Source organism: Loktanella gaetbuli (assembly GCF_020531945.1).
Classification (GTDB): Bacteria; Pseudomonadota; Alphaproteobacteria; order Rhodobacterales; family Rhodobacteraceae; genus Loktanella; species Loktanella gaetbuli.
In genome coordinates this window covers 215,861-239,633 of the sequence record NZ_JAJATZ010000004.1, presented here as the reverse complement: position 1 = coordinate 239,633, position 23,773 = coordinate 215,861, and the positions used below count along the sequence as shown (strand labels likewise).

Genomic DNA, 23,773 nt, shown 5'->3' with positions numbered 1-23,773 from the left:
CACCTGTAACACAGAGAAACATTGCAAAGGACGCCCATGGCCGATTTCCCCTCATCCTTCGACCGCGACGATCTTTTGAAATGTGCGCGGGGTGAATTGTTCGGCCCCGGGAACGCGCAGCTGCCCGCGCCGCCGATGCTGATGATGGACAGGATCACCGACATTTCCGGGGACGGCGGTGCACATGGCAAGGGGCATGTGGTCGCTGAATTCGACATCACACCCGACCTGTGGTTTTTCGACTGCCACTTTCCGGGCAATCCGATCATGCCCGGCTGTCTGGGCCTGGATGGTCTGTGGCAGCTGACGGGGTTCAACCTGGGCTGGCGCGGCTGGCAGGGGCGCGGCTATGCGCTGGGTGTGGGCGAGGTCAAACTGACCGGCATGGTGCGTCCTGACCGCAAGATGCTGACCTACAAGATTGATTTCACCAAGGCGATCCAGACCCGTCGCCTGACCATGGGTGTCGCCGACGGCATCGTCGAAGCTGACGGCGAGGTCATCTACATGGTCAAGGACATGAAGGTCGCCCTGTCCGAAAGCTAAGATGTCGCAGGACCCTGCGGGGGTGTTTTGCGTTTAGGACATATGAACGCTGACACCCGCCGCCTGACACTTGCCCTGATGTTCGGTGCCGTTTGCCATGGCAGTTTTGCCATCGGCGTCGGCCTGATGATGTATCATTTGTTTTTCGGGTTGTCGCACAGCTGGGGCGCGGTGCCCTGGCCATTCGCTGCATTTGCCAATCTCGTGTTGTTGCTGCAGTTCCCGGTGATCCATTCGTTGTTGTTGACTGGCAAGGGCCGCGAGTTACTGGCGCTAATGGGGCCGGACAAGCGGCTGTCAACGACACTGTTCGCAATGATCGCGGCGATCCAGCTTGCGCTTCTCTTTGCATTCTGGACGCCCAGCGGGATCATTCTGTGGCAGGCGACGGGGGTGGCGTTCTGGGTGATGTGCGCGCTTTACGCTGCATCATGGGGATTTCTGATGCTGGCGATCATGCAAAGCGGGTTTCAGCTGCAATCGGGGATGCTGGGCTGGTTTGCGATGGCACGGGGGCGCGACCCGAAATTTCCCGATATGCCGACGCATGGTCTGTACCGGATTATCCGCCAGCCGATCTATGCAGGCTTTGCCATGACACTGTGGACGATGCCGACCTACACGCCCGACCAGTTGGTGTTGGCCGTGGTCTGGACAGGCTATTGCGTGATCGGCCCCCTGCACAAGGAAAAGCGGTTTACCAATATCTATGGCGACAGGTTCCGCAATTTCCAGAAACGCGTGCCCTATTGGCTGCCCTTTCCCAGAAAGTCCCAAGATGACAAAGCGTAACGATCAGACGATCTATGACAGCCACGCTGCCCAGTGGTGGTCCGACGAAATCCGCTGGGTGCGGACGCTGAAAAACATGGTGCCGGGGCGGCTGTCGTATTTCGACCGCTATGTGGACTGGCAGGGCAAGGCTGTGCTGGATCTGGGCTGTGCCGGTGGGTTTCTGGCCGAGGCGCTGGACGACCGCGGTGCCATCGTGACCGGGATCGACCCGGCCGAACAGGCGATTGCCGCCGCACGCGACCATGCACAGGCAGGCGGGCGACAGATTACCTATGACGTCGGCGTGGGCGAGGCCCTGCCCTATCCCGACGCGCACTTTGACGCGGTGGCCTGTGTCGACGTGCTGGAACATGTCAGCGACCTGCAACAGGTGTTGTGCGAGGTGGCCCGCGTGCTGAAACCCGGTGGTGTGTTCTGCTACGATACGATCAACCGTAACCCGATTGCGCATCTGGCCGTCGTGATCATGGCAGAGGACGTGCTGCGATTGTTGCCAAAAGGCACGCATGATCCCGCGATGTTCATCAAACCGGCGGAGTTGCATGCGGCGATGAAAACTGCGGGGCTGACGCGCAAGGCAGAGACGGGACTGGGCCCGCGCGGCGTCAACCGCAGGCTGGACCCGGTGTTTGGCACGCTGCCGCTGAAAACAATGATCTACATGGGTGTTGCGGACAAAGCATGATCGGCCTGCCTTTGTGGTTGCCCCTTCTCCCACCTGTCTCTTAAACAGGGGGCAATAACCGGAGGAGAGCACTCATGCGTCGTGTCGTCATCACAGGTCTGGGCATTGTGTCCCCGATCGGAAACAACGCCCAGGAAGTCATGCAAAGCCTCAAGGCAGGCAAATCCGGTATCGAGGCCAGCCCCGAGATGGCCGAACACGGGTTCCGTAGCCAGATCGCGGGCACGCTGAAACTGAACGTCGCCGACCATGTGGACAAACGCACGCTGCGTTTCATGGGGCCGGGTGCTGCCTATGCCCACATCGCGATGGGTCAGGCGATAGCCGATGCAGGCCTGTCGGACGATCAGGTGGTGAACCCGATGACCGGCGTGATCGCGGGATCGGGCGGGCCATCGACCAGTGCGATGCTGGCCGCGCACCAGACAGTGCTGAACACGGGTGCGACGAAACGGATCGGGCCATTCGCCGTGCCCAAGACCATGTCATCCACGGTCAGCGCCAACCTTGCGACGGCCTATCAGATCAAGGGCATGAATTTCTCCATCACCTCGGCCTGTTCGACGTCCCTGCATTGCATCGGGATGGCTGCACAGCAGGTCGCCCTTGGCACGCAGGACATCATGTTTGCAGGCGGCGGCGAGGAGCTCGACTGGACGCTGTCGTGCCTGTTCGATGCGATGGGGGCGATGTCGTCCAAGTATAACGACACCCCGGAAAAGGCGTCGCGTGCGTTCGATGCGGACCGCGATGGTTTCGTGATCGCCGGTGGCGGTGCCATGGTCGTGCTGGAAACACTGGACTCCGCGCAGGCGCGCGGTGCGAAAATTTATGCCGAGGTCACGGGTTTTGCCGCGACATCTGACGGGGCGGACATGGTGGCCCCCAGCGGCGAGGGCGGCGAACGCGCCATGCGCGGTGCGCTGAAAACCCTGCCAGAGGGACGCAAGATCAGCTATATCAACGCGCATGGCACCAGCACGCCGGTCGGTGACGTGGGCGAAATCGAGGCCGTGCGCCGCGTCTTTGGCGAGGGCAGCACGCCGCCGGTCAGTTCGACAAAATCCATGACGGGCCACAGCCAGGGTGCCACCGGTGCGCAAGAAGCTGTCTATTGCCTGCTGATGTTGCAGGACGATTTCATCGCGCCCTCGATCAACGTCGAAAACCTTGATCCAGCGCTCAAGCCCGAAGAAATTGCGACCACCCGTGTGGACAATGCCGGGCTGGACACGGTGATGACGAACTCATTCGGGTTCGGCGGCACCAACGGATCGATGCTGCTGTCGAAACTGAAGGATTGAACCGATGATCGGGATGCAGGGCAAACGCGGGCTTGTCATGGGGGTGGCCAATGAACGGTCAATCGCCTGGGGCATCGCAAAGGCAATGGCGGACGCAGGTGCTGAACTGGCGTTTACTTACCAAGGTGAGGCATTCGGCAAACGTCTGGAACCGCTGGCGGCCAGCGTCGGGTCAAACCTGATGGTCGATGTCGATGTCACGAACGAAGACAGCATGGATGCCGCGTTCCAGATGATCAAAGATCAGTGGGGCAGCCTCGATTTTGTGGTGCATGCTATCGCCTATTCAGACAAATCGGAACTGACGGGCCGGTTCATCAATACCAGCCGCGCGAATTTCAAGAATTCGCTGACGATCTCGTGCTATTCGTTCATTGATGTGGCGAAACGTGCGTCCGAACTGATGCCCGATGGCGGTTCCCTCATGACGCTGACCTATCAGGGCAGCAACGCGGTGACCCCGAACTACAACGTGATGGGCGTGGCCAAAGCGGCGCTGGAATCGGCGGTCCGCTATCTGGCCAATGATCTGGGACCGGACGGGATCCGCGTCAATGCGATCAGTCCCGGTCCGATGAAAACGCTGGCCGGGGCCGCAATCGGCGGCGCGCGCAAGACCTACAAGCATACGGGCGAAAACGCGCCGTTGCGATCCAATGCCACGCTGGAGGCTGTTGGCGGCACTGCCGTTTATCTGGCGTCGGATGCCGGCGCATTCACGACCGGGGAAATCATCCGCGTCGACGGCGGCTATCATGTCCTCGGGATGCCACAGGGCGAAAACCTGTAGGCGGTCAGGGCCGGGTCATCCCCGGCCCTGCTGCATGATCAGGCCGGGACCACGTCGACCAGTTTCACGTCGAACGTCAGGTCCTTGCCAGCCAGCGGGTGATTGGCGTCCAGCGTGACGGTATCGTCGGTCAGACCCACGACAGTGACGGGCACGGCCTGCCCTGTGGGTGTCTGCATTTGCAGTTGCAGACCTTCTTCCAGCGGAATTTCAGCGGGGATATCCCCGCGCGGCACGTCCTGACGGGCCTCTGGGTTGACCGGGCCGTAGGCCTGATCGGAGGGAATTTCGACCTTTTTCTCGTCGCCAACGGTCATTCCGGGCATCGCCACATCCAGGCCGGGGATGATCTGGCCAGAGCCAACGGCAAATTCCAGCGGCTCGCGGCCTTCGGAACTGTCGAACACTGTGCCGTCCGAAAGGGTGCCGGTGTAGTGGATCTTGACCGTGTCGCCTGATTTCACTTGTGTCATATCATACCTCATAAATTTAAAGTCCCAACGTGGGTAACGAAGGCGGCCATGGGATGCAAACGGGTTTCCCTTTGGCGAAACCCCGTGGCAATGTCGCGCCGAAGACGCAGCAACTGGACATCCGCTATGCCATTTTTCGCAGCCGCCGACGGCACGCAGATCTATTTCGAAGAGGCGGGCGCAGGCACCCCGGTCATTGCCCTGCCCGGTCTGACGCGCAACACGACGGATTTCGATCACGCAGCCCCCCATCTGGATTGTCGCCTGATCCGGCTGGACTATCGGGGACGCGGACAATCCGACTGGGCCGCACCCGAAACCTATACCGTCCCGGTCGAGGCATCGGATGTGCTGGCGCTGATGGACCACCTGTCATTGCCCAAGGCCGCGTTTCTGGGCACATCACGCGGAGGCATGATCGCCATGTTCCTTGCAGCAACCGCCAAGGATCGCGTCCTGGGGATCGCCTTGAACGACATCGGACCCGAGATCGCCGAAACCGGCCTGAACGTGATCCGCGCCTATGTGGGTCAGCGGCCTGCGCAAAAAACCTATGCAGAGGCGGCTGCCCTGCGCGCCACCTTGCCGGGGTTTGCGAATGTGCCGATGGACCGTTGGCTGGCCGAGGTGCGGCAGCAATATGTACAGACCGATGACGGTCTGGACCTGCGCTATGATCCGGCACTTGCGGGGACATTGGGCGACGGGTCCGAACCCGCGCCGGACCTGTGGCCGCTGTTCGATGCAATGGCTGGCCTACCGCTGGCGGTGATCCGGGGTGCGAATTCGGACCTCTTGACCACCGAAACGCTCGCGGAAATGCAACGCCGGCGGCCGGATGCCATCGTGGCGACCGTGCCGGACCGGGCGCATATCCCGTTCCTGGACGAGGATGAATCGCTGGAGGCGCTGCACCGCTGGCTGGGAGCGATGACATGAATATCGACATGATTGATGCCGCTGCAGACCGCCTGAACGGTCACGCGCGGCGCACCCCCCTGCTGTCGTCACCGTTTCTGGACGAACTGACCGGGCGGCGTATCCTGATCAAGGCTGAATGTCTGCAACACACCGGCAGTTTCAAATTTCGCGGTGCCTGGTCCGCGCTGTCGGCCTTGACCGATGCCCAGCGCAAGTCGGGTGTCATCGCCTTTTCGTCGGGCAACCACGCGCAGGGCGTGGCACTGGCCGCACGGATGCACGGCGCACCTGCTGTCATCGTCATGCCGTCGAATGCCCCCGCCGTGAAAATCGCGAACACGCGTGCTCTGGGTGGCGAGGTGGTGCTGTATGACCGAGAAACCGAAAGCCGTGAGGACATCGGCGCGGCCCTGGCCCAAGAGCGTGGTCTGACGCTGGTCCGCCCCTATGACGACCCGCAGGTCATTGCCGGACAAGGCACGGTGGGTCTGGAAATTGCGGTACAGGCGGCAGAGTTGGGTGTCACCGATGCCGAGGTTCTGGTGTGTTGCGGCGGCGGCGGGCTGACCTCGGGCGTGGCCCTCGCACTGGAGGCGCGCGCGCCCGGGATGCGGGTCCATCCCTGCGAACCGCAGGGGTTCGACGATGTGGCGCGGAGCCTGTCATCGGACGAAATCCAGCGCAATCCCAGCCAGACCGGGTCGATCTGTGATGCCATCGTGACACCTGCGCCGGGGGATCTGACCTTTCCCATCATGCAGCGATTGTGCGGGCCGGGCTATGTCGTCAGCGACGACGATTGCCTGCACGCGATGGCGCAAGCGTTCCAGCGGTTGCGGATCGTAGTAGAACCGGGCGGTGCAGCGGCCATGGCCGCGGCGCTGACACAGTCAAAGGCCGACACGGTGATCGCCGTTGCCACGGGCGGAAACGTCGATCAGGCCATGTTCACACGCGCATTGGAGACGCTGACATGATGGTTGAAAACAACGGTGTGCGCCTGAATGTGCAGGTCGACGGGGCGCAGGGCCCTGATGCGCCCACGGTGGTTTTTGCCAATTCGCTGGGCACGAATCTGCATCTGTGGGACCCGATCATGGACCTGCTGCCCGCCGGACCGCGCTATATCCGTTGGGACAAGCGCGGGCACGGCGCGTCAGATGTGCCGCCCGCCCCCTACAGCATGGGCGCGCTGATCGCGGATGCAGAGGCGGTTTGCGACGCACTCGCGGTGCGCGACTGCGTCTTTGTCGGGTTGTCCGTGGGGGGCATGATCGCTCAGGGCCTCGCCGTGAAGCGCATGGACATCGTGCGTGCGATGGTGCTGTCGAACACGGGGGCCAAGCTGGGCACGCCCAAGCTGTGGAATGACCGGATTGCAGCCGTGCGGTCGCAGGGCATGGCGGCATTGGCTGACGGCATCATGGAACGCTGGTTCGGGCCAGCCTTTCGCAAATCGCCGGCCGTCGCGCCGTGGAAGGACATGCTGCTGAATACCGACCCAGAGGGCTATGCCGGGGTTTGCGGCGCCATTGCGGGGACGGATTTCATCACGCCGACCTCTGGTCTGCGCCTGCCGACCATGGGGATCGCAGGGTCTGATGACGGATCAACCCCGCCCGATCTGGTGCGTGAAACCGTTGATCTGATCCCGGGATCGGATTTTCACATCATCCGTCGTGCAGGCCACTTGCCCTGTGTCGAACAACCGCAGGAATACGTCGACCTGTTGGCCGGGTTTCTGACCCGCACCGGCACGATCTAGGTGCGCCTGCCCGTCGTTTTCATCCTCGTCACCGTCGTGATCGACGCGATGGGGATCGGGCTGATCCTGCCCGTCATGCCCGACCTGATCCAGTCGATCGAAGGGGCCGGAGTCGCGCGTGCAGCGTTATGGGGCGGGATGCTGGCGTCGATCTTTGCGGTCATGCAGTTCCTGTTCGGCCCGCTTTTGGGCGCGCTGTCGGACCGCTGGGGCCGCAGGCCGGTGTTGCTGGTCGCACTCGCCGTCATGGCGCTGGACTATGTTCTGATGGCAGTGGCGCATACGATGGCGCTGCTTGTCATCGGGCGCATCATCGGCGGCATCACCGCAGCCACGCAATCTACCGCCGGGGCCTATATGGCCGACATCAGCAAGCCAGAGGAAAAAGCAGCCAATTTCGGTCTGATCGGCGCAGCCTTTGGCGTGGGGTTTGTGTTGGGGCCGCTGATCGGCGGGCTCCTGGCCGAATTCGGAACCCGCGCACCGTTCTATGCAGCGGCGGCGCTGGCGGGGCTGAATTTCGTCTTTGGGTATTTTGTCCTGCCAGAGACCGTCACCGACCGGATCCGGCGCCCGTTCAGCTGGCGCAGGGCCAATCCCGTGGGGGCATTCCGGCACATCGGTGCATTGCCCGGCGTGGGGCGGCTGTTGGTGGTGATTTTTGTCTATGGCGTCGCCTTTTATGTCTATCCGGCCGTCTGGGCCTATTTCGGCACCGAACGCTTTGGCTGGGGGCCGGGTATGGTTGGCCTGTCGCTGGGCCTGTTCGGCATTGGTATTGCTGTCGTCCAAGGTTTCCTTGTCGGGCCAGCAATCCGGCGGTTCGGGGAACGTGGCACCGTGCTGTTGGGCCTTGGCGTCGACATCGCGGCCTTTGTGGCCCTGGGGTTCGTCAGCAACGGCTGGATCGCATTGGCACTGACCCCGTTTACGGCGATCGGGTCCATCGCCGGCCCGGCGTTGCAAGGGATCATGTCGCGCAGGGCCGCCGACAACCAGCAAGGCGAATTGCAGGGCGTGCTGACCAGCACCCATGCGGTCGCCACGATCATCGGGCCGCTGGCGATGACCCAGACGTTTTATGCATTCACCGTGCCGGGGGCCGCGATCTACCTGCCCGGCGCACCCTTTCTGCTCGCCGCTGGCCTTACGCTGATCTGCGTTGCCATCGTTCTTGCCACGCCACGCGCCCGCGCGGCATGATCCCCACAAAGGAGCCGCCCATGACCCCGATCAAAGCTGCTGTCAGCCATGCCCACAACACACCGCTTTCGGTGGAAACGGTGCACATCCGCCCGCCCGGACCCGGCGAAGTGGAGGTCACGCTCAAGGCCTGCGCGATCTGTCACTCCGACATTCACTATGCCGAAGGTGCCTGGGGTGGCACCCTGCCCGCGATCTACGGTCACGAAGCAGCGGGTCAGATCACGGCTGTCGGTGACGGGGTGCGCGGGCTTGTACTGGGTGACAGCGTCGTCGTGACCTTGATCCGCGCCTGTGGATCCTGTGCCACCTGTGGGTCGGGCATGCCGGTGCTGTGCGGCACACCGCCAGCCTTTCAGACGCCACTGACAACGCTGGATGGTGCGCCAATCGTGCAGGCGATGAACGCCGGGGCCTTTGCCGAACGTGTGGTCGTTGACCCCAGCCAGGTGGTCAGGATTTCCCCCGATATCGATCCTGTCGCCGCATCCCTGCTGGCCTGTGGCGTCATCACCGGCGTGGGCGCCGTGGTCAACGCGGCAAACCTGCGGGCGGGTCAGGACGTGGTCGTGATCGGCGCAGGCGGCGTCGGTCTGAACGCAATCCAGGGCGCGCGGATCGCTGGTGCGCGCCGGATCGTCGCCGTCGACATGACCCCGGAAAAGCTGGCCATTGCAAAGGAATTCGGCGCGACGGACGGCGTGCTGGCCACCGACGACAAACCCTGGCGCGCCGCGAAAAAGGCGATGGGCAAAGGGGCCGATGCGGTCATCATCACCGTTGGTGCGATCCCGGCATTCGATACGGCGGCCCAGTACCTCGGCATGGGCGGCAAGGTCATCATGGTCGGCATGCCCCATTCGGGGGCCACATCCACCTATGAACCCGTGATGTTCGCAGCCACAGGTCAGGGCATGATCGGATCGAAAATGGGCGACGTCGTCATCGCGCGCGACATCCCCTGGATGGTCGATCTCTACGAACAAGGACGACTGAAGCTGGACGAGCTCGTCAGTCAAACCTGGCCGCTGGACCAGATCAACGCGGCCATCGCCGACACCAAAACCGGATCGGCCAAGCGCAACGTCATCGTCTTTGACTGACGCTCTGCATCATCTTGCCAAAAATACTCAAAACAGGGACGCATGATGAAACTCGCTGACCTCGACATTATCGTCACGGCACCACCGGCCCCGGGCTGGGGCGGCCGCTATTGGATCCTGGTCAAGGTCACGACGGATACGGGCATCACCGGCTGGGGCGAATGTTATGCCAGCAGCGTCGGACCCGAGGCCATGCGCGCCGTCATCACCGATGTGTTCGCCCGGCACATGGCCAGGGAAAACCCCGAAAATATCGACCTGATGTACAGGCGGGTCTATTCCGCGGGCTTTACCCAAAGGCCTGATCTGACGGTGCTGGGCGCCTGGTCCGGGCTGGAAATCGCCTGCTGGGACATCCTAGGCAAGCACCGTGACCGCCCTGTTCATGCGCTGATCGGCGGGCGCACGAACGACCGCATTCGCGCCTATACCTACCTTTATCCGCAGGCGGACCACGCCCTGCCCGATTTCTGGTCCAGCCCGGATATGGCCGCCCAGTCCGCCACCGCCATGGTCGCGGCAGGTTATACGGCGGTGAAATTGGACCCTGCCGGTCCCTATACGATCCGGGGCGGGCATATGCCGTCGATGCACGATATCTCGCTGTCGGTGGCGTTCTGCCGCGCCATCCGCGAGGCCGTGGGCGACCGCGCCGACCTGCTGTTCGGCACACACGGGCAGTTTTCCACCGGTGGTGCGATCAGGCTGGGTCAGGCCATCGCCCCTTATCAGCCGCTGTGGTTCGAGGAACCGATCCCACCCGACAACACCCACGAGATGTCCAAGGTTGCAGCCAAGGTCAGCATCCCCATTGCCACGGGCGAACGCCTGACGACCCGGTCCGAATTCGCGCCCGTCTTGCGGTCCGGGGCCGCCACGATCCTGCAACCCGCGCTGGGGCGCTGCGGCGGCATCTGGGAGGCGCGCAAGATCGCCGTGCTGGCAGAGGCCTATAACGCGCAAATCGCGCCGCACCTTTATGCCGGTCCGATCGAATGGGCCGCGAACATTCAACTTGCTGCTGCCATCCCGAATATCCTGATGGCCGAGACCATCGAAACGCCGTTCCATTTCGACCTGATCAAACACAGCCTGCGGGTAGAGGATGGTTATATTCCCGTGCCCACCGCCCCCGGTCTGGGGATCGAGGTGGACGAGGAGCTGGCGCGGGCCCATCCCTACACCGGCACCGCATTGCACCTGGAGATGCAACAGGACGCCGTCAGCTATCACGAGGTCAATCGATTCGGAGGTGGCGCACCCGCCGATTGAGGCAGACGGGTTTCCACCGGCAGCGCAGTGGCGTATCCCTGAACCACGTTCACCCAAGGATGCGACATGGCCACGAAAACCGAACAACGCCGCGCGGACCTGCGCGACCGACTGATTGCCAGCGCGGAACGCACCATCACGACCGAAGGTCTGCACGCGCTCAAGGCGCGCGCGCTTGCGCAGGATGCCGGCTGTGCCGTGGGTGCCATCTATACGGTGTTTGACGATCTGGATCAGCTGGTGCTGACGGTGAACGCGCGAACCTTTCGTCGGCTGGGCCAATTCGTTCAGGACCGCACGGCAATGGACGGCACGCCACAGGACCGGCTGGTGTCGATGGGGACCGCCTACCTGCATTTTGCCGCTACGAATCAACCGGGCTGGCGCGCGTTGTTCGATCTGTCGATGACGGCCGACAGCCCCGTGCCAGACTGGTATCTCGCAGAACTCGGTGCCTTGTTCGCAAAAATTGCGGACCCCCTGCGTGACCTGTTTCCCGATTGGTCGGATGCAAGGATCGACCTGATGACACGCGCCTTGTTTTCCTCGGTGCACGGCATGGTTTTGCTGGGACTGGAACGGCGCATCTCGGCCGTGCCGATGGACCATATCGAGCGGATGATTGCGGTCCTGCTGCGCAACGTGACCTCGGAATAAAAATGAACGGCGTTCATTTTTATTCTTGAACGACGTTCAAATTTGATCTAACTCTTTTCGTGAACACCGTTCAAGAATGGAGAGATCGCATGTTCAAGACCTTGACGACCCTTCTGTCCGCGAGCAACGCACGCGCAGAAACCCGCCTGCGCGATACGTTTGCGATTGAATTGATCGACCAGAACATCCGGACCGCAGAGGCCCGACTCAGGGCTGCCAAGGCGACCCTGGCAAGTCTGATCTAGCGCCAGCGCATGGCGGATGCGGCACTGACGCAGCTCAACGGACGCATCAGCGATCTGACCCGCCGTGCGCGGCAGGCGCTGGCGGCAGGCCACGACGATATGGCGCGCGAGGCTGCATCTGCCATTGCGCAGATGGAAAACGAGGCGGCGGACCGGGCCCAGACCTGTGCGACGCTGGATCAGCGCGTCCTGCGGTTGCGCGCCAGTGTCGAAACAGGCCACCGCCGATTGATAGACCTGCGCCAGGGCGCGGCCCAGGCCCGTGCGGTCAAGAAAGAACAGGATATCCAGATGCGCCTGCACCAGCAGACAGGCGACACCGGGGCCGATGCGGCCGAGGAACTGATCACGCGGGTTCTGGAACAGTCAGACCCGTTCGAGAAACACGAGATCCTGCAAGAGTTGAACGCCGAACTGTCCCATGACGGACTGACCGACCGCATGGCGGATGCGGGGTTTGGCCCGGCAGACCGCGTGACACCCGCCGCCGTGCTGGCACGCCTGACATCCAACCAAGACTAATCACCGATCAAAGGACTATCCAAAATGAACAATCGTTCCGACAACGCGCTCATCATGTTTTTCAACGGCATCGCCGTGGTTGTGGCCTACGGCATGCTTGGCCTGTCACTCTGGCTGTCACCCGATGTTCCGCTGGCGACCAAGGGTTATTGGGGCATCGGCATTCTGCTGCTGACACTCGCGCTGGTGAATTTCGTCAAATACCGCTTTGACGACCGCCTGTCCGAGGATCGCATTCAGCGGCTGGAAGAGGCGCGCAATGAACGCCTGCTGTCCGAATACGTCAGCGACAAGGACCTCTAGGCCCGCACATCCGGGTCACACTCTGCCGCGCTGGTGGGGTGTGACCCCTTTTCAAGTTGTCTGTCACCCGCCAAGGTTCCGCGATGAAATCGATCTCGTCACTTGCCCGTTCTTTTGCCGCGAATATCGCAGGCCATGCGCTGCGCCTGTTTGCGCTGTTCGTGACCGCCGCACGTGCCGATTGGCGTGGCGTCGGACCCGAACCCGTCCAGCGCGTCTATTACGCCAATCACACCAGCAATGGCGATCTGCCGATGATCTGGGCCGTGCTGCCCGCAGCCCTGCGCCGCCAGACACGCCCCGTCGCCGCGGCGGACTACTGGCTGAAAAACCGCCTGCGCGCGTTTTGCGGGCGCGACGTGTTTCGCGGCGTGCTGATCGACCGCCGGCCCGAGGTGAACGACAATCCGATGGACAAGATCCTGGCCGCCCTCGACGAGGGATCGTCACTGATCATCTTTCCCGAAGGCAAGCGCAACATGACCGACGACCCACTGCTGCCCTTCAAATCGGGGCTGTACAACATTGCCAAGGCCCGGCCCGATGTGGATCTGGTGCCGACCTGGGTCGCCAATCTGAACACCATCATGCCCAAGGGAGAGGTCATCCCCCTGCCCCTGATCTGCACCGTCACATTCGGCGCGCCCGTCCACGTGGCCGAGGACGAGACCCGCGAGGCATTTCTGGCGCGCGCGGCGCATGCGCTGGCTGACCTGCGCCCGGAGGACCCGGCATGACCCAGACCACGATGAACCTGGCCCTGTTGTCCTTGGGCGTCTGCGGCATCTTGGTCGCGCTGACGATCCTGGGCGAGGTGCTGCGCGCACGTCTTCCTGCAGGTCAGGCAAACCCGGTGCTGGATACCTACCAGACCCGCGTGCAAAGCTGGTGGACCATCGTTGCACTGGTCGCCATCGCCCTGATGGCCGGGCAATTTGGCGCGGTGCTGCTGTCATTTTTCGCGTCTTTTGCAGCCCTGCGCGAGTTTCTGACCCTGACGACCAAGGCGCGGGCAGATCACCTGTCGCTGGCCTTGGCGTTCTTTGCGGTGCTGCCGTTGCAATATCTGTTCGTCTGGATGGGCTGGCATGGCATGTTCACCGTGTTCATCCCGGTCTATGCCTTTCTGGTGCTGCCGGTGGTATCCGCCTTGCGCGGTCAACCTGCGCGGTTTCTGATCCGTGTGGCCGAAACCCAATGGGCGCTGATGATCTGCGTGTTTTGCCTGTCGCACGTGCCCGCCTTGCTGTCGCTTGATATCGCGCAGATGGGCGACAGCAACGTGCTGCTGATCGCGTTCCTGATCCTTGTCGTGCAATTCGGTGACCTGCTGGAATACTGGTTCGGGCGGCGGATCGGCAAACATCGCATCGCGCCCGAACTGTCACCCAAAACCCGCGAAGGCATGATCGCCGGTCTGCTGAGTGCTGCGGCAATCGGTGCGGCTCTGCACTGGATCACGCCCTTTGGCGTTTTGGGTGCCGCCGGGATGGCTGCCGCCGCATCGCTTTTCGGCATGATGGGTCATCTGGTCTTTGCCGCGATCAAACGTGACCGCGGCGTGCAGGATTGGTCGCATCTGATCCCCGGTCAGGGTGGTGTTCTGAACCAGCTGGATTCGGTGCTGTTTGCCGCACCGGTGTTCTATCACCTGACCCGGTATATCTGGGCGACCTAACCGTCGTATTCCGCGTCGGTCACATGATCCAGCCAATCGGCCGCAGATCCATCGACCTCTTCTTGCAGGGCGAGATGGGTCATGGACACATCGGGGGCTGCCCCGTGCCAATGTTCCTCGCCGGCGGCGAAACGCACGATGTCGCCCGCGACCACCGTGATCACTGCACCGCCCCGAACCTGCACGCGCCCTGCACCTTCGGTCACGATCAGGGTCTGGCCGACAGGATGGGTGTGCCAAGCGGTCCGCGCCCTGGGTTGAAATGTCACCTGAAGCCCTGACAGACGGCTGTCCCCCTGGGCCTGGAACATGCGACGGATCGCGACACCGCCTGTAAAATAATCCGGATTGGCGGGTGCGACATCCAGCGTTGCAACGGCATTGATCTGCATGAGAGTCCTCGGGTCATGGGCGTTCCGTCATACCCTAGCCGCAGATGCGCCCCCGCCCAACAGGCATCACACCCGCTGCCGCACGGGCCAGACCTCGCACACACCGGCAAACAGCACCAGCGCGCCACCTACAAGTTCCAGCGGGGCAAGCGCCTCACCGGCCAAAAGGGCGGCAGAGGCCGCACCGATCAGAACCTCTGCCATCAACAGGATACCGACGCGGGTCGGGTCCAGACGGACCGTGGCCCACATCAGACAGGCGGTGGACAGTCCCCACCACAACGCCCCCGTGCCCAGCGCCACGATGATCGTGACACCCGGGACCGGGGCGGTTGGCCAAGGGGACAAAGATGGTGCCATGAGGACCGAGGCAATGACCGCCCCCAGCGCAAAGACAAAGGCTGCTGGCGCGGGCGCAATTTGCGATGCGGTGCGCATTCCCGTCGTCGCCAGCGACCACAATATCCCCGCGGCCAGTGCCATCCATTCACCGATACCACGCGGAACAGGCCATTGCCCGTCCGCGCTGAGCATCACGCACAATCCGCCAAGACCCAAGCCGATGGCCACAATCCGCAGCATCGGTGTGTGCCAACCCAGCACGAAACGCGTGATCAGAACGCTCCAGACCGGGGTCAGAAAGAACAGCAAGATGATGATTGCCACGCGACCGTAGTTGAACCCGATAGAATACAGCGCAAAGGCCAAACCGCCCAGGCCGATCGAGACCAGCGCCAGCGGCGACGCCCGGCGCAGGTCAGATCGCGCACGCCAGGCCGCTGGTGCCAGCACCAGCAACGCAGAGACTGTGATCGCCAGCGTCCCCCAGGCCCCGCCCAGCCCGGCATCCGACAACATCCTGACGGGCAGCCAGTAAAACCCCCAGATCGCGCCCGACAGGACGACGATCAAGGTGGCGCGCGCAATCTGACCAGACATGAACATTCCCGCCGGATATGCTTCACATGCGACCAATGCAATCGGTCGTGCTGCGCAGGATGCAGAGTGGTGGTCAGATTTTCGGTGCAAATCTTGCGGTCGACACGCCAAGCCCCAGGCGACTTGGCGATCCCGGGAGGACTCGAACCCCCAACATCCTGATTAGAAGTCAGGTGCTCTATCCAGTTGAGCTACGGGACCATGCGGTTCTGATACCGTTTCGCATTCCCGTCCGCAACCTGCTGTGCAGGGCGCGCGGGGTGGGTCGGATGCAGACCTGGCCATCGTGCCACCTGTCCTATTTTTCCGCCCCCACAACCAAGGCCCATTTGGTTGATGTTCCCGATCCCGCGACGCCCAGGCCGAAATCCTCGGCTCGGCGGTCAGTCAGGACAGCGTCGTGGGTCGGCGAATTTTGCCAATCGGTCATGACCTGCGCCTCGGTCTGTTGGCGCGCGCCAAGCGCCTCGCCCACAAAGCGAAAGTCATAGCCTTCGGCGCGCACGCGATCCCCCACAGTGCGCCCGTCTCGGCCACGGTGCGCAAAATAGTTCTGGTCGACCATATCCTGCGCGTGTTTCTGGGCCGCTGCATTCAGTCGGCTGTCGAACTGAACCGATCCCGCCCCCGAAGCGAGGCGATAAGAGTTCAGAAGCTTGCCAAATGTGGCATCGCGCGGCGAGGTGATGGGGCCGGACAGGGGTTCACGGTCCACGCGATCCACGATCACATCGGATTTCACCTCTCCGCCGCCACCCGATCCGCATCCGACCAGCATCGCCAGCATTATCGCAACCATCCCTGCCCGCATTGCGCCATCCTTTGTCCAGGGTCGCAATCCGCCAGTCGGCCAAGGCCGTTTTTCTGCGCATGCGACTATGTGTTTCGATCCATCAAGGGGATCGCACGCAGCACTTAATCAGGGATTGAGAAACGCGATGAAAAACGCCCGCAGCAGGGACTGCGGGCGCAAAAACGCATCACAAGGTAAAGAGGTCGTTTATTTCTCGGCGCCGACAATCAGCGCCCATTTGACGTCGTTGCCCGTTCCAGCCACACCCAAGCCGAAATCCTCGGCTCGACCGTCCTTCATGGCGCGGTCATGGGATGGCGAATTTTTCCAGTCCTTGAACACTTCGGCATCGGATTGCTGGCGCCAGGCGATGTTTTCCGCAACGAAACTGTAGTCATAGCCTTCGGCGCGGACACGCTGGCCGACATCCGTGCCCTCGGGGGACTGGTGGCTGAAATATCCGCGTTTGACCATGTCTTCGGTGTGTTTCTGGGCCGCGCGGTTCAGGCGGCTGTCGAACTGCACCGCCCCCACGCCAGAGGCCAGGCGGTAGTCGTTCAGCAAACGGCCAAAATTCGCATCCTGCGCCGAGGTTGCCGGCCTACCCGATGTTGATGTGCGCGACGCGACCAGCGTGTCGACTTTATCCGGCGTAACGACGACACCCGATCCACCGCCGCTGCCGCCGCCACCACAGGCCGTCATCGCCACACATGCCGTGGCACACAAAATGCGTTTCATTTCTCGTCCCTCACTGATCGGCCGGCAGGCCTGCGGCACGCCAGCATTGAATTGGGACGAATTTAACCCAACGTGCGGGCCAAAAATAAGGCCACAGGATGCCCGACTTTGGTCACTGGCGGAAAAACGCGCGCAAGTTTGCGCAAATTTGCAATAGATGGCCTGTTTTGCAGCCTATCATGCGGGTGTTCAGCGCCTAACCACAGAACTGCCCTCAGTGGGTCCAGGCACCGCGACGGTTGGTGGCAAAGTTTTCACCGTAACCACCTGCGCGCACGTTCATCTTGCGGGTCTGGGGTTCCGTGACGACTGCGTCGATCCCGTTATCCTTGGCATAATCGATTGCCTCTTGCTTGGTCGCAAAGGTCAGGCGCACCTGGCTTTGGGTATCGCTGGACGATGTCCACCCCATCAGCGGGTCGATTTCGCGGGCGCTGGCATCGACGAAATCCAGCACCCAGGTCCGTGTCTTGGCCGTGCCGGACGACATCGCGGTGCGGGCGGGACGATAGATACGGGCTTGCATGGGATACTCCTTGATCGCTGCGCGTCTTATCCAGAATCGGGTCGTTTTTTGCAAGGAAAACCGGACGATTGCCTCTGGGGTTGAACCATGGGTGAATAGACGCATTTATAAGGTCCTGCCCGACAGACGAAGGATCGCCCATGGCCTACGCCCAGACCGACAAAAGAGAGCTGGCAGACGCAGCCTATCTGTCAAATCCCGCCCCCAACGTGCGCGAGCGCGAAAAGATGGAAGGCGGCAAGCAGTTCAAGCTGGTGACCGAATTCGACCCAGCGGGCGACCAACCCACCGCGATCCGCGAATTGTCGCAAGGCGTGCGCGACGGTGAACGCGATCAGGTGCTGCTGGGGGCGACCGGCACCGGCAAGACGTTCACCATGGCCAAGATCATCGAGGAAACACAGCGCCCCGCGATCATCCTTGCGCCGAACAAGACGCTGGCGGCCCAGCTTTACGGCGAATTCAAGGGATTCTTTCCCGAAAACGCAGTCGAATATTTCGTCAGCTACTACGATTACTACCAGCCAGAGGCCTATGTCGCCCGGTCCGACACCTACATCGAGAAGGAATCACAGATCAACGAACAGATCGACCGGATGCGCCATTCGGCTACCCGGGCGCTGCTGGAACGCGACGATGTGATCATCGTGGCCTCGGTGTCCTGCATCTACGGTATCGGGTCTGTGGAAACTTATGGCGCGATGACGCAGGATATCCACGTCGGAAAATCCTATGACCAGCGCAAGATCATGGCCGACCTGATCGCCCAGCAATACCGTCGCAATGATGCAGGGTTCCAGCGTGGCTGTTTCCGGGTGCGTGGCGATTCGCTGGAAATCTGGCCTGCGCACCTTGATGATCGCGCGTGGAAACTGTCGTTCTTTGGCGAAGAGCTGGAGGCGATCACCGAGTTCGACCCGCTGACGGGCGAAAAAACCGGCACCTTCCCGAAAATCCGCGTTTACGCAAACAGCCACTACGTCACACCGAAACCGACGATGCAGCAGGCCATCATCGGCATCAAGAAAGAGCTGCGGATGCGGCTCGACCAGCTCGTGGCAGACGGCAAGCTGTTGGAGGCGCAGCGACTGGAACAGCGCACCAACTTCGATCTGGAAATGCTCGAGGCCACGGGCGTCTGCAACGGGATCGAAAACTATTCCCGCTATCTGACGGGCCGCGCACCGGGCGAGCCGCCCCCCACCCTGTTCGAATTCATTCCCGACAATGCGATTGTTTTCGCAGACGAATCCCACGTCAGCGTGCCGCAGATCGGCGGGATGTACAAAGGCGACTTCAGACGCAAGATGACGCTGGCCGAACACGGGTTCCGCCTGCCGTCCTGCATGGACAACCGCCCCCTGAAATTCGAGGAATGGGACGCGATGCGCCCGCAGTCGGTGTTCGTGTCCGCCACCCCCGCCGCGTGGGAGCTGGAACAGACCGGCGGCGTGTTTTCCGAACAGATCATCCGCCCCACCGGCCTGATCGACCCGAAAATCGAAATCCGTCCTGTGGAAATGCAGGTCGACGACCTGCTGGACGAGGTCCGCAAGGTCGCCGCCGACGGATACCGGACGTTGTGCACCACGCTGACCAAGCGCATGGCCGAGGACCTGACGGAATACATGCACGAACAGGGCATCCGCGTGCGCTACATGCACTCGGACATCGACACCATCGAACGGATCGAGATCCTGCGTGATCTGCGTCTTGGTGCCTTCGACGTGCTGATCGGGATCAACCTGCTGCGCGAGGGTCTGGATATTCCCGAATGCGGGCTGGTGGCGATCCTCGACGCCGACAAGGAGGGTTTCCTGCGCTCCGAGACGTCCCTTGTTCAGACCATCGGCCGCGCCGCGCGCAACGCCGAAGGCCGCGTCATCATGTACGCTGACCGCATCACCGGCAGCATGGAACGCGCGATGGGCGAAACCGAACGCCGCCGCACCAAACAGCTTGCCTATAACGAGGAACACGGGATCACGCCCACGACGGTGAAAAAGAACGTCGAGGACATTCTGGCGGGCCTCTACAAGGGCGACGTGGACATGAACCGCGTCACCGCCAAGGTCGAGCGTCAGGGGTCCAACATGAAGGCCGTGCTGGACGGGCTGCGCACCGACATGCGCAAGGCCGCCGAAAACCTCGAATTTGAAGAGGCCGCCCGCCTGCGCGACGAGCTGAAACGGCTGGAAGCGGTGGAACTGGCCATCGCCGACGATCCCCTCGCGCGGCAACAGGCCGTGGACAAGGCGGTCGAGGAAAGCAGCGCAAAGTCTGGCCGCTCGACGGGTGGTCGCGGCGGGATGCGCGGCGGCAAATCACGCTATGGCGGGAAAAAGCGGTGAGGCGCCTTGCCGCAATCCTTCTCACCTGCGCGGCGCAATCGGCAGCGGCCTGGACGTTCAAGGCTGACCCCATCTGCAAGATGATCCAGCCGACCGGGGACGGAAGCATCACCGTGACCTATGATCCTGCCACGGGGGAATATGCCATGATGCTGACGCTTGTGACGGATCACTGGGTGCCGTCTGACCGGCTGACCATGGCATTCATTGGCGCACGACCGTTCCAGATTTCAACCGACCGTCATTTTCTGTCGGACAACGACACGCGCCTGACCGTGACCGATACGGGGTTTGGCAATGTGCTGGACGGGTTGCAATTCAACGACGTGGCACAGGTCCGGTCTGGGGAACAGACCATGACGATCCCCCTTGCAGGTGCCGCCGAGGCCGTGGCCGCGTTCCGAAACTGCCCTGCCCCGCAGCTGTCCTAGGATTTGCGGCCAAACAGCGCCTTGACCAGCACCACCAGAATGACAGCCCCGACCACGCCGGTGAACAGGATCAGCACCAGCCCGGCACCGGCCAGTGCCGTCACGCCCAGGGCTGCAAGGATGAACGGAAACGCAACCGCCCCCAGCACGCCTGCAATGACGTATTTCGCCTTGCTGCCGCCGGTGATGACAGCCGCGATCAGGCCGGACACGACGCCGATCAGCGCCAGCAGGATCAGGGCCAGTGCCCCGACGACGTCCAGAAATGTTTCCATGGGTTGCTTTCCCTCGCGTTACCGACGCGGATGCGTCCAGGTGACTGCACCATTATCATAGGCCCCGCGCAAGATACGGCCCTTCTTTTTGACCCAAGGGTATTGCACGGACCACTCTCTGAAACGGTCGTTGGACACGACAGGCAGGTTCGCCTCGTCCGCGACCGCCAGAATGGCGGTGTCGGCCACGTCACCACGGTCAACGACCAGGATCAGACGTTCCGGCATTTCCAGCGCGCGGGCCATGGCGTCATGGCCGTGGAACCTGTCGAACAACTTGTAGCCCACATTGGCGTCGAACACGACCGCAGGCACATGTCCCAGGTCACGCAGCGCATCCAGCACCCGCAGCAGGACCGCCAACTACGGATCGCCACCCCAATGCATCACGTTCGACCCGTCGACGATGACTGTCGCCTCTGGCCCGGCGGGCAGTGCGTCGTGATCCCCGGCACCCCGCGCGCCGCGCAGGGCCCGCACCACCAGCAGTGTCGCAAGCAGCCCCAACAGGAACAAGCCAAACAGCGTGAGAACCTGAGCATCTGTCATGACGGACATCTTATTCAACCGCAGCGTGTCACGCGTTTAGCAATCACAAGATCGCAACCCAAGCCCTGAAACGGGCGCGGGCACGGATTTTTTCGCGGGCCGGTTTCGTTCGACAGAGGGCGACCCGGATGACGCAGGTTGAACGGTGCCCGCGCAGGTCGCATAAATTTCGATACCCCGCATTCATGACGCAGCAAACGGGTCTTGACTGATCCCGCCAAACCGCTGTCACTAGGCCGATCGACGGGACGCCACAGCCGCGCCCCGCCGAACCACCCCGGACGGAGCGCGCGCCATGACACTGCATTCTATGAACAACGATCCCTCTGCCATCGTCGAGGCCGACCGCGCCCATGTCTGGCACCACCTCATCCAGCACAAACCATTTGAAACCGTGGACCCGCGCATCATCGTCGAGGGCCGCGGCCTGCGCGTCTGGGACATCAAGGGCAAGGAACATCTGGACGCCGTGTCCGGTGCCGTCTGGACCGTGAATGTGGGCTACGGGCGCAAACGGATCGCGGATGCGGTGGCCGCACAATTGACCAAGATGTGTTTCTTTGCGGGTGCGTCCGGCACGATCCCCGGTGCCCAGTTCGCCGAGGCGCTGATCGACAAGATGCCGGGCATGAGCCGGGTTTATTACGCCAACTCGGGGTCCGAGGCGAACGAGAAGGCTTTCAAGATGGTGCGCCAGATCGCGCACAAGCATCACGGCGGCAAAAAACACAAGATCCTGTACCGCGAACGCGACTACCACGGCACGACCATTGCCAACCTGTCGGCTGGTGGGCAGGCGGAACGCAATGCCCACTACGGCCCCTTTGTGCCCGGTTTTGTCGCCGTGCCGCATTGTCTGGAATACCGCGCCCAGGACGGCTGGTCCGGCGAGGCCTACGGCGAACGTGCCGCCAATGCGATCGAAGAGGTCATTCTGCGTGAAGGTCCGGACACCGTGGGCGCACTGTGCCTGGAACCGATCACCGCAGGCGGCGGCATCATCACGCCGCCGCGCGGCTACTGGGAACGGGTGCAGGAAATCTGCGCCAAATACGACATCCTGCTGCACATCGACGAGGTCGTCTGCGGCCTGGGCCGCACCGGAGCCTGGTTCGGCTATCAGCAATACGGGGTCAAACCCGACATCGTGACGATGGCCAAGGGCGTTGCCTCCGGCTATGCCGCGATTTCGTGCTGCGTGACCACGGAAAAGGTGTTTTCCATGTTCAAGGACGACAGCGATCACCTGGGATATTTCCGTGACATTTCGACCTTTGGCGGCTGCACGGCGGGACCGACCGCCGCGATCGAGAACATGGCCATCATCGAAGAGGAAAACCTGCTGGAAAACTCCACCCGGGTCGGTGCCTATCTCAAGGACAGTCTGAACGCCCTGATGGACCGCCACCCGGTCATCGGCGACGTGCGTGGCCTGGGTCTGTTTGCGGGGGCAGAGCTGGTAACCGACCGCGACACCAAGGATCCGGTCAATGAAAAACAGGTCGGCGCGATCGTGGCCGATTGCATGGCGCAGGGGGTCATCATCGGGGCCACCAACCGGTCGGTGCCGGGGTTCAACAACACGTTGCTGTTTGCACCCGCACTGATCGCGACCCGCGACGACATCGACCAGATCTGCAATGCGGTCAGCGGGGCGATCACCCGCGTGCTGGGCTGACATCTTCTTCTGGTTGAAAATATCCCGGGGGCCGCGCAGCGGCGGGGCAGCGCCCCTCGACGCCTGCATGCCTGATGCCGTTTGATTTACCCCTGACGCTGGTCGCAGCACTGGCCGTGGCCCTCTTTGCCGCGGCGCTCGTGCGGGGCTATTCCGGCTTTGGGTTCTCTGCGATCTTTCTTGCCTTTGCGGCTTTGGTGACTGACCCGGTGCCGCTCATTCCCGTGGTGTTCATGGGGGAAATCGCGATGACCGCGGTGCAGGCACGCGGGATCCGGGGCCACGTCGACTGGCTGCGGGTGGTCTGGATGCTGCTGGGTGCGGCACTCACCCTGCCGCTTGCGATCATGGCAGTGCTGGCGCTGCCGACCGAAACCGTCAGGCTGGCCGTCTCGACCATCATCCTTGCAATGGCACTGGTGATGCTGGCGGGATGGACCTTGAAATCCCGCCTGTCCCTGCCCGCCCATACCGGTGTCGGCATGATCGCGGGGATCGCCAATGCCGCAGGTGTGGGTGGCCTGCCGGTCGCGGCCTGTCTGACCGCACAGCCGATGCCGCCCGCCACCTTTCGCGCGACGATGATCGTGTTTCTGACAGGCATCGACCTTCTGACCTTGCCGTTGATGGGATTGGGCGGCAACATCACGACGCAAACCTTTGTGGCCGCACTTTGGGCCTTGCCGATCCTGGTCGCGGGCACCCTGCTGGGCAACCGCCGCTTTGCCGCCGCACCGCCTGCGGCGTTCCGCCGCTTTGGCGTCTGGCTGCTGCTGATACTGGCGGCGGCCGGCATCATCCGCGCGCTGCTGAGCTGACCACCCCCGCAACCGCGC

Annotated in this window: 30 protein-coding genes and 1 tRNA gene; 21 read left to right on the top strand and 10 right to left on the bottom strand. The window is 62.4% G+C overall.

Going from position 1 to position 23,773, the window contains the following annotated elements:
- Nucleotides 1–36 precede the first annotated feature (36 nt).
- From fabA to LGQ03_RS10590, 5 genes are all read left to right on the top strand, one after another.
- Entirely contained in the window at nt 37–546 is a 510-nt protein-coding gene (gene fabA / locus LGQ03_RS10610) for a bifunctional 3-hydroxydecanoyl-ACP dehydratase/trans-2-decenoyl-ACP isomerase (RefSeq protein ID WP_226748369.1), read from the top strand.
- Between the two features lie 42 nt (nt 547–588).
- Nucleotides 589–1,338, top strand: a complete 750-nt coding sequence (locus tag LGQ03_RS10605; protein WP_226748368.1) for a methyltransferase family protein — start codon at nt 589–591, stop codon at nt 1,336–1,338.
- Nucleotides 1,325–2,026, top strand: a complete 702-nt coding sequence (ubiG, locus tag LGQ03_RS10600; RefSeq protein ID WP_226748367.1) for a bifunctional 2-polyprenyl-6-hydroxyphenol methylase/3-demethylubiquinol 3-O-methyltransferase UbiG — start codon at nt 1,325–1,327, stop codon at nt 2,024–2,026. The genes LGQ03_RS10605 and ubiG overlap by 14 nt, the downstream gene beginning before the upstream one ends.
- Before the next feature lie 74 nt (nt 2,027–2,100).
- Nucleotides 2,101–3,330 carry a beta-ketoacyl-ACP synthase I gene (gene fabB / locus LGQ03_RS10595; protein ID WP_226748366.1) on the top strand — a complete coding sequence of 410 codons (1,230 nt, stop codon included), beginning with the start codon at nt 2,101–2,103 and terminating at the stop codon, nt 3,328–3,330.
- A 4-nt stretch (nt 3,331–3,334) separates the two neighbouring features.
- Nucleotides 3,335–4,120: an enoyl-ACP reductase FabI gene (locus LGQ03_RS10590; RefSeq protein WP_056038211.1), complete on the top strand. Its 786-nt coding sequence runs from the start codon at nt 3,335–3,337 to the stop codon at nt 4,118–4,120.
- A gap of 38 nt (nt 4,121–4,158) precedes the next feature.
- On the opposite strand, the gene LGQ03_RS10585 is transcribed toward LGQ03_RS10590, so the two are convergent.
- Complete coding sequence (locus LGQ03_RS10585) at nt 4,159–4,593, bottom strand: FKBP-type peptidyl-prolyl cis-trans isomerase (RefSeq protein WP_090158984.1); 435 nt, start codon at nt 4,591–4,593, stop codon at nt 4,159–4,161.
- A 126-nt stretch (nt 4,594–4,719) separates the two neighbouring features.
- Between LGQ03_RS10585 and LGQ03_RS10580 the strand changes: the two genes are divergently transcribed.
- The 12 genes from LGQ03_RS10580 to LGQ03_RS10530 all read left to right on the top strand — a co-directional run bounded on the left by LGQ03_RS10580 (nt 4,720) and on the right by LGQ03_RS10530 (nt 14,262).
- Complete coding sequence (locus LGQ03_RS10580; RefSeq protein WP_226748365.1) at nt 4,720–5,532, top strand: alpha/beta fold hydrolase; 813 nt, start codon at nt 4,720–4,722, stop codon at nt 5,530–5,532.
- A complete protein-coding gene (locus LGQ03_RS10575; RefSeq protein WP_226748364.1) occupies nt 5,529–6,491 on the top strand; it encodes a threonine ammonia-lyase in 963 nt (320 codons plus the stop codon). Before LGQ03_RS10580 ends, LGQ03_RS10575 begins: the two co-directional genes overlap by 4 nt.
- Nucleotides 6,488–7,279 (top strand): 3-oxoadipate enol-lactonase, encoded by a 792-nt coding sequence (gene pcaD, locus LGQ03_RS10570; protein ID WP_226748363.1) that lies wholly within the window; start codon nt 6,488–6,490, stop codon nt 7,277–7,279. The genes LGQ03_RS10575 and pcaD overlap by 4 nt, the downstream gene beginning before the upstream one ends.
- On the top strand, nt 7,280–8,482 hold the full coding sequence (locus tag LGQ03_RS10565) for a TCR/Tet family MFS transporter (RefSeq protein WP_226748362.1): 1,203 nt from the start codon (nt 7,280–7,282) through the stop codon (nt 8,480–8,482).
- A gap of 20 nt (nt 8,483–8,502) precedes the next feature.
- Nucleotides 8,503–9,585, top strand: a complete 1,083-nt coding sequence (locus tag LGQ03_RS10560; protein WP_226748361.1) for a zinc-binding dehydrogenase — start codon at nt 8,503–8,505, stop codon at nt 9,583–9,585.
- Between the two features lie 45 nt (nt 9,586–9,630).
- The gene (locus LGQ03_RS10555; protein WP_226748474.1) at nt 9,631–10,857 is read left to right on the top strand and encodes a mandelate racemase/muconate lactonizing enzyme family protein; all 1,227 of its coding nucleotides are present in this window, start codon (nt 9,631–9,633) and stop codon (nt 10,855–10,857) included.
- Nucleotides 10,858–10,923: 66 nt separating this feature from the next.
- Nucleotides 10,924–11,514: a TetR/AcrR family transcriptional regulator gene (locus LGQ03_RS10550; protein WP_226748360.1), complete on the top strand. Its 591-nt coding sequence runs from the start codon at nt 10,924–10,926 to the stop codon at nt 11,512–11,514.
- A gap of 89 nt (nt 11,515–11,603) precedes the next feature.
- Nucleotides 11,604–11,759: a hypothetical protein gene (locus LGQ03_RS16720; RefSeq protein WP_319004483.1), complete on the top strand. Its 156-nt coding sequence runs from the start codon at nt 11,604–11,606 to the stop codon at nt 11,757–11,759.
- Between the two features lie 9 nt (nt 11,760–11,768).
- A complete protein-coding gene (locus tag LGQ03_RS10545) occupies nt 11,769–12,281 on the top strand; it encodes a PspA/IM30 family protein (protein ID WP_319004482.1) in 513 nt (170 codons plus the stop codon).
- 24 nt (nt 12,282–12,305) lie between these two features.
- A complete protein-coding gene (locus LGQ03_RS10540; protein ID WP_226748359.1) occupies nt 12,306–12,584 on the top strand; it encodes a hypothetical protein in 279 nt (92 codons plus the stop codon).
- A gap of 83 nt (nt 12,585–12,667) precedes the next feature.
- Nucleotides 12,668–13,321 carry a lysophospholipid acyltransferase family protein gene (locus LGQ03_RS10535; protein WP_226748358.1) on the top strand — a complete coding sequence of 218 codons (654 nt, stop codon included), beginning with the start codon at nt 12,668–12,670 and terminating at the stop codon, nt 13,319–13,321.
- Complete coding sequence (locus LGQ03_RS10530) at nt 13,318–14,262, top strand: phosphatidate cytidylyltransferase (protein WP_090158995.1); 945 nt, start codon at nt 13,318–13,320, stop codon at nt 14,260–14,262. The genes LGQ03_RS10535 and LGQ03_RS10530 overlap by 4 nt, the downstream gene beginning before the upstream one ends.
- On the opposite strand, the gene LGQ03_RS10525 is transcribed toward LGQ03_RS10530, so the two are convergent.
- The 6 genes from LGQ03_RS10525 to LGQ03_RS10500 form a co-directional block, all read right to left on the bottom strand.
- Nucleotides 14,259–14,654, bottom strand: coding sequence for a (R)-mandelonitrile lyase (locus tag LGQ03_RS10525; RefSeq protein WP_226748357.1), 396 nt, complete (start codon nt 14,652–14,654; stop codon nt 14,259–14,261). The two genes, LGQ03_RS10530 and LGQ03_RS10525, sit on opposite strands and share 4 nt — an antisense overlap.
- 66 nt (nt 14,655–14,720) lie before the next feature.
- Nucleotides 14,721–15,593 carry a DMT family transporter gene (locus tag LGQ03_RS10520; RefSeq protein WP_226748356.1) on the bottom strand — a complete coding sequence of 291 codons (873 nt, stop codon included), beginning with the start codon at nt 15,591–15,593 and terminating at the stop codon, nt 14,721–14,723.
- Between the two features lie 124 nt (nt 15,594–15,717).
- Nucleotides 15,718–15,794: transfer RNA gene (locus LGQ03_RS10515), tRNA-Arg, on the bottom strand.
- Between the two features lie 97 nt (nt 15,795–15,891).
- Nucleotides 15,892–16,404 (bottom strand): CAP domain-containing protein, encoded by a 513-nt coding sequence (locus LGQ03_RS10510; RefSeq protein ID WP_090158997.1) that lies wholly within the window; start codon nt 16,402–16,404, stop codon nt 15,892–15,894.
- A 189-nt stretch (nt 16,405–16,593) separates the two neighbouring features.
- Nucleotides 16,594–17,127, bottom strand: a complete 534-nt coding sequence (locus LGQ03_RS10505; RefSeq protein WP_090158998.1) for a CAP domain-containing protein — start codon at nt 17,125–17,127, stop codon at nt 16,594–16,596.
- A gap of 214 nt (nt 17,128–17,341) precedes the next feature.
- Entirely contained in the window at nt 17,342–17,653 is a 312-nt protein-coding gene (locus tag LGQ03_RS10500; RefSeq protein WP_056036649.1) for an ETC complex I subunit, read from the bottom strand.
- 140 nt (nt 17,654–17,793) lie between these two features.
- Here LGQ03_RS10500 and uvrB point away from each other — a divergent pair, with 140 nt between their 5' ends.
- Nucleotides 17,794–20,004, top strand: a complete 2,211-nt coding sequence (gene uvrB, locus LGQ03_RS10495; RefSeq protein ID WP_090159000.1) for an excinuclease ABC subunit UvrB — start codon at nt 17,794–17,796, stop codon at nt 20,002–20,004.
- A complete protein-coding gene (locus LGQ03_RS10490; RefSeq protein WP_226748355.1) occupies nt 20,001–20,435 on the top strand; it encodes an excinuclease ABC subunit B in 435 nt (144 codons plus the stop codon). The genes uvrB and LGQ03_RS10490 overlap by 4 nt, the downstream gene beginning before the upstream one ends.
- Here the strand turns inward: LGQ03_RS10490 and LGQ03_RS10485 are convergent.
- Genes LGQ03_RS10485 through LGQ03_RS10475 form a run of 3 tightly spaced genes read right to left on the bottom strand, consistent with a single transcriptional unit; the run spans nt 20,432 to nt 21,259 of the window.
- Complete coding sequence (locus LGQ03_RS10485; protein ID WP_226748354.1) at nt 20,432–20,710, bottom strand: GlsB/YeaQ/YmgE family stress response membrane protein; 279 nt, start codon at nt 20,708–20,710, stop codon at nt 20,432–20,434. The genes LGQ03_RS10490 and LGQ03_RS10485 overlap by 4 nt on opposite strands.
- Nucleotides 20,711–20,728: 18 nt before the next feature.
- Nucleotides 20,729–21,073, bottom strand: coding sequence for an NYN domain-containing protein (locus LGQ03_RS10480; RefSeq protein WP_226748353.1), 345 nt, complete (start codon nt 21,071–21,073; stop codon nt 20,729–20,731).
- Complete coding sequence (locus tag LGQ03_RS10475) at nt 21,074–21,259, bottom strand: hypothetical protein (RefSeq protein ID WP_226748352.1); 186 nt, start codon at nt 21,257–21,259, stop codon at nt 21,074–21,076.
- A gap of 295 nt (nt 21,260–21,554) precedes the next feature.
- Here LGQ03_RS10475 and LGQ03_RS10470 point away from each other — a divergent pair, with 295 nt between their 5' ends.
- Nucleotides 21,555–22,937: an aminotransferase family protein gene (locus tag LGQ03_RS10470; RefSeq protein ID WP_226748351.1), complete on the top strand. Its 1,383-nt coding sequence runs from the start codon at nt 21,555–21,557 to the stop codon at nt 22,935–22,937.
- Between the two features lie 74 nt (nt 22,938–23,011).
- Nucleotides 23,012–23,755: a TSUP family transporter gene (locus LGQ03_RS10465; RefSeq protein ID WP_226748350.1), complete on the top strand. Its 744-nt coding sequence runs from the start codon at nt 23,012–23,014 to the stop codon at nt 23,753–23,755.
- Nucleotides 23,756–23,773 lie beyond the last annotated feature (18 nt).

Bases quoted from the DNA above. Each gene is read 5' to 3' on its own strand.
- fabA (WP_226748369.1), top strand. From the start codon at position 37: ATGGCCGATTTCCCCTCATCCTTCGACCGCGACGATCTTTTGAAATGT.
- LGQ03_RS10605 (WP_226748368.1), top strand. From the start codon at position 589: ATGAACGCTGACACCCGCCGCCTGACACTTGCCCTGATGTTCGGTGCC.
- ubiG (WP_226748367.1), top strand. From the start codon at position 1,325: ATGACAAAGCGTAACGATCAGACGATCTATGACAGCCACGCTGCCCAG.
- fabB (WP_226748366.1), top strand. From the start codon at position 2,101: ATGCGTCGTGTCGTCATCACAGGTCTGGGCATTGTGTCCCCGATCGGA.
- LGQ03_RS10590 (WP_056038211.1), top strand. From the start codon at position 3,335: ATGATCGGGATGCAGGGCAAACGCGGGCTTGTCATGGGGGTGGCCAAT.
- LGQ03_RS10585 (WP_090158984.1), bottom strand. From the start codon at position 4,593: ATGACACAAGTGAAATCAGGCGACACGGTCAAGATCCACTACACCGGC.
- LGQ03_RS10580 (WP_226748365.1), top strand. From the start codon at position 4,720: ATGCCATTTTTCGCAGCCGCCGACGGCACGCAGATCTATTTCGAAGAG.
- LGQ03_RS10575 (WP_226748364.1), top strand. From the start codon at position 5,529: ATGAATATCGACATGATTGATGCCGCTGCAGACCGCCTGAACGGTCAC.
- pcaD (WP_226748363.1), top strand. From the start codon at position 6,488: ATGATGGTTGAAAACAACGGTGTGCGCCTGAATGTGCAGGTCGACGGG.
- LGQ03_RS10560 (WP_226748361.1), top strand. From the start codon at position 8,503: ATGACCCCGATCAAAGCTGCTGTCAGCCATGCCCACAACACACCGCTT.
- LGQ03_RS10555 (WP_226748474.1), top strand. From the start codon at position 9,631: ATGAAACTCGCTGACCTCGACATTATCGTCACGGCACCACCGGCCCCG.
- LGQ03_RS10550 (WP_226748360.1), top strand. From the start codon at position 10,924: ATGGCCACGAAAACCGAACAACGCCGCGCGGACCTGCGCGACCGACTG.
- LGQ03_RS16720 (WP_319004483.1), top strand. From the start codon at position 11,604: ATGTTCAAGACCTTGACGACCCTTCTGTCCGCGAGCAACGCACGCGCA.
- LGQ03_RS10545 (WP_319004482.1), top strand. From the start codon at position 11,769: ATGGCGGATGCGGCACTGACGCAGCTCAACGGACGCATCAGCGATCTG.
- LGQ03_RS10540 (WP_226748359.1), top strand. From the start codon at position 12,306: ATGAACAATCGTTCCGACAACGCGCTCATCATGTTTTTCAACGGCATC.
- LGQ03_RS10535 (WP_226748358.1), top strand. From the start codon at position 12,668: ATGAAATCGATCTCGTCACTTGCCCGTTCTTTTGCCGCGAATATCGCA.
- LGQ03_RS10530 (WP_090158995.1), top strand. From the start codon at position 13,318: ATGACCCAGACCACGATGAACCTGGCCCTGTTGTCCTTGGGCGTCTGC.
- LGQ03_RS10525 (WP_226748357.1), bottom strand. From the start codon at position 14,654: ATGCAGATCAATGCCGTTGCAACGCTGGATGTCGCACCCGCCAATCCG.
- LGQ03_RS10520 (WP_226748356.1), bottom strand. From the start codon at position 15,593: ATGTCTGGTCAGATTGCGCGCGCCACCTTGATCGTCGTCCTGTCGGGC.
- LGQ03_RS10510 (WP_090158997.1), bottom strand. From the start codon at position 16,404: ATGCGGGCAGGGATGGTTGCGATAATGCTGGCGATGCTGGTCGGATGC.
- LGQ03_RS10505 (WP_090158998.1), bottom strand. From the start codon at position 17,127: ATGAAACGCATTTTGTGTGCCACGGCATGTGTGGCGATGACGGCCTGT.
- LGQ03_RS10500 (WP_056036649.1), bottom strand. From the start codon at position 17,653: ATGCAAGCCCGTATCTATCGTCCCGCCCGCACCGCGATGTCGTCCGGC.
- uvrB (WP_090159000.1), top strand. From the start codon at position 17,794: ATGGCCTACGCCCAGACCGACAAAAGAGAGCTGGCAGACGCAGCCTAT.
- LGQ03_RS10485 (WP_226748354.1), bottom strand. From the start codon at position 20,710: ATGGAAACATTTCTGGACGTCGTCGGGGCACTGGCCCTGATCCTGCTG.
- LGQ03_RS10475 (WP_226748352.1), bottom strand. From the start codon at position 21,259: ATGACAGATGCTCAGGTTCTCACGCTGTTTGGCTTGTTCCTGTTGGGG.
- LGQ03_RS10470 (WP_226748351.1), top strand. From the start codon at position 21,555: ATGACACTGCATTCTATGAACAACGATCCCTCTGCCATCGTCGAGGCC.
- LGQ03_RS10465 (WP_226748350.1), top strand. From the start codon at position 23,012: ATGCCGTTTGATTTACCCCTGACGCTGGTCGCAGCACTGGCCGTGGCC.